Here is a 3,332-nt window from a genome sequence, read left to right as displayed (position 1 = left end):
CAGGTCCCATAGGATCAAGGTCAAAATCTCTGCCAATCTGGATGGTACCATTATCACCAAAGGTTTTGATCAAGTTTACTTTTCCATAGAAAGACATTGGACGGTTGCTTTCAGTGGAAATGGTTTTTGTCAAACGTCCACCAACACGGATCAACCATTGAGAAGGATTTTTCATATCAACGGTAAAATTATCAGCATCTTCAATGGTATTAAACATCAAATGTTGATAGGCAATTTGTGCTTGTGGCTCGAAGGTTAAGCCTTCCATTCCAGTTGCAAACTCTTTGCCAACAGTGGTGGAGATACTCAACATTTTGGCGTTTTTCAATTTTGCGGTATTTCCTCTGATGGCATTGCCGATATCTCCTTTTATTATCCCATAGGATAGCAGTGTATCCATATAGAAACCATTGTTATGCTGTACGCTGCCATAAGCTGTTAGTGACCATTTATCCAATGTGCTCTTACTTGCATCATCCATATCCTTTGGAGTGAAAGACAGCCGCCCATAGGTGCCTACAAGACCGAAATGTGTTGTGGTATTTTGCCCTTCAATTGCTGCTAATGTGACACCGGCTTGGAGAGCAGCATAGCGGATATCAGCACCATAACCATATTTGAGAGGTCCGCGTTCAGAAGATAAGGTTCCTGTGTTTCCGTAAGTATAGAGGAAGAAACCGGTTTGTTTTTCCTCTTCTTTTCCTAAGACAGATGTTCTGATATTGGCTAAGAGTGCGTTTTGTTTAGCCATATCGGTTAGTCCCGTGTAGAAGAGAGCATTTGGCATGACTAAATAGCTTGCTGTTTGTGGTACAGGGGCAACGGTAGGAATATTTGTTTCAGGATCAGGATTTGAACCAGAATTGGAGTCAAGCAGTTCGGGTTGCAAACGGAAATCCCAGAAATTTTCATTCTTTTCATCAAAGAGGTTTTGTGCAATATCGGCGTTGCCTTGGCTTGAGTCTGGTCCATAGGCACGTAGTGTATACATATCTGGTAAGCCACCTCTTGTGGTATAGCCATTTACCAGTTTGAAAGAGTTTTCTTCTGCTTTTCCAGAAACTTGAATAAGTGAAAGACCTCGGACATTGGCAGCAGCAGAGGTATTTGCTTCGATATTGTTCTCTTCTAAGCGCCCCGTGACATAAACTGATGTGTTGCCTGAGACGTTCCCATTGATCAAAAGCCTATCGGTTTTTTGGTCATTTATTGCAGCACCATCACTCCAAGCCGTGTTGAAGTAAATCTTTGCATCACCCGTTGCATTGTAGACTTCTTGCGTGTCTGGTTTACCAGAACCTATATGCAAGGTTTGGTAATGATCTTCTGTTGGTTTCTCAAAAACAATGGAGCTGTTATCGAGATTAAGCACAGAAACATCAGAACGAGATCTTTGAGCGATATCAAGGAGATTGCTATCAGCATCTTTTTCGTTTTTGCTAATTTTCAACGTCCATTTTGTATTGTTTTTCAGATCAAAACGTACATTTCTGTCTTTAGCAATATTCGCTCTGCCTTCTAAAGTAGACTGATCAGCGCTTAAGGTGAAGGTGCCATTGGAGATGGCGTTTGCACCGACATAGTCCCAAAGCTCTTTGTCTTTCCAATAAACGCCTTTTCCTAATAAAACATCGGCATGGATTTCTGAATTTTTGATATTGGCTGTACCAATTGATAGGTCTGCATTGTTTTCGATATCGTTGTCAGTGAAAGCTCCGATAAGAATTCCAGCACCATTTTCTACGTGGATATCTGCATTAGTCACATTGATTTCATTGCTTTGACGTTTTTGCGGATAATTTTGATCTGTGTAGAAGAGAGACATGATTTGCAAACCACCGATTTGTGCTGTTGCAGAAATATCCTTGACATCGATATGTCCACCGTTTTCTGTATACAATGCAGCTTGTTTTCCAAATACTGTTCCGCCTGTCATTGTGATTTGGGATTGTGGACCGCTTGCATGGAGTCCACTACCATCAGATGCGTTAATTTTAGCATTGTCTTTTATGATAATGGTGCCGCCACTCTCAGCAGATACCCCTGAGGTTTTTACATTAAATTCTCCCCCTGATACGTTTATTTGAGAATTAACAGCGGAGGCTATGCCTATATTGGCTTGAGTAACTGTTACATTTTTTAAAGTAAGTTTGTTGTTATGGGTGGACATTACCCCTAAGAGTTGTTGGTCATCGTCTTTACCACTTGATATTTTCACATTTTCTAGCTTATTTTCTTCGCTGTTTTCGTCGCCGAAGAGAGCACCCATTGCAATAGCCGTAATAGAACCTCCAGTCATCTTGATTGTAGCTTTTTTGTATGCCATAAGCCCTGTTGAAACATCCTTAATCGTTGTATTATGTAATTCAATCATGCTTCCAGAGTCATCGGCGCGTGCACCATCTTCGGTGCCATCTGTCGATGTTATAGTAATACCATTGACATCAATATGTCCGCCGTTTTCGGCAAACAATGCGCTTACACCCCGTCCGCTTACTGTTCCTCCAGTCATTGTGATCTTGGATTTTGAACCATCAGCATGGAGTCCATAAGCACTGGATGATGTAATATCAGTCTTGTTGTCGATAGTAACCGTGCTGCCATTTGAAGCATATATTCCATCAGTTTTTCCATCAAATGATCCTCCAGAGATTGTTATTGTCGAGTGATCATCTGCCTTTAGAGCAGAGAAGGCATGCATAACAGTTACATTTTTTAAGGTGAGCGTGCTTCCCTTGGTAACTATTCCTGAGAGTAATTGCAGTCCATCTTTATCTAAGTCTGATATCACCACGTCTTTTAGCATGTTTTCGCTGCTATTCGTGTTATTAAAAGAAGCGCCAACAGAGGCAGCTGCAATGGAACCTCCAATCATTTTGATTGTAGCTCCGTCTTTGGCTTCAAGACCGCGGAAAATCTCAGAATCAAGTTTTGGGATAATTCTACTATCCTGTAATTCAATTACACTGTTAACACCTTCAGCTGTTACAGCGTATACATCGTAATGGACTGGGTGGTTTATCGTTAAATTCTTGCCAATGATTTTGCCACCGTCTTTTGCGTGAATAGTTTCGTAGGTTTTATCGGATACTTCTTGTTGTTTTCCCCCAGAAACTACGAGGGTTTCAGCATGTGCACTGAACTGGATGTTGAACAGGATGATAGCGGCTGCAGCTGTGCATGATAAAAGGGATGTTTTATACACTAGTATTCTCCTTATGATAGCCCCCAAATATTCATTTCCCCGCGAACTTCATAAGAAGAAGTGAAAATGGATAGTTGTTATTAATTTCAGTAATTGTTTTTATTTGGTAAGACATTTTTGGTTTTTT

Annotated in this window: 1 protein-coding gene; it reads right to left on the bottom strand. The window is 40.8% G+C overall.

Going from position 1 to position 3,332, the window contains the following annotated elements; all coding sequences use genetic code 11:
• The coding region (locus ACFINL_RS09440) for an autotransporter outer membrane beta-barrel domain-containing protein (protein ID WP_375651464.1) at nt 1–3,205 on the bottom strand (3,205 nt) is incomplete at its 3' end.
• Nucleotides 3,206–3,332: the final 127 nt, after the last annotated feature.

The organism is Bartonella sp. AA78NXGY, from assembly GCF_042197005.1.
In the GTDB taxonomy this organism is placed as follows: Bacteria; Pseudomonadota; Alphaproteobacteria; order Rhizobiales; family Rhizobiaceae; genus Bartonella.
This window is presented reverse-complemented; position numbering and strand designations above follow the sequence as displayed.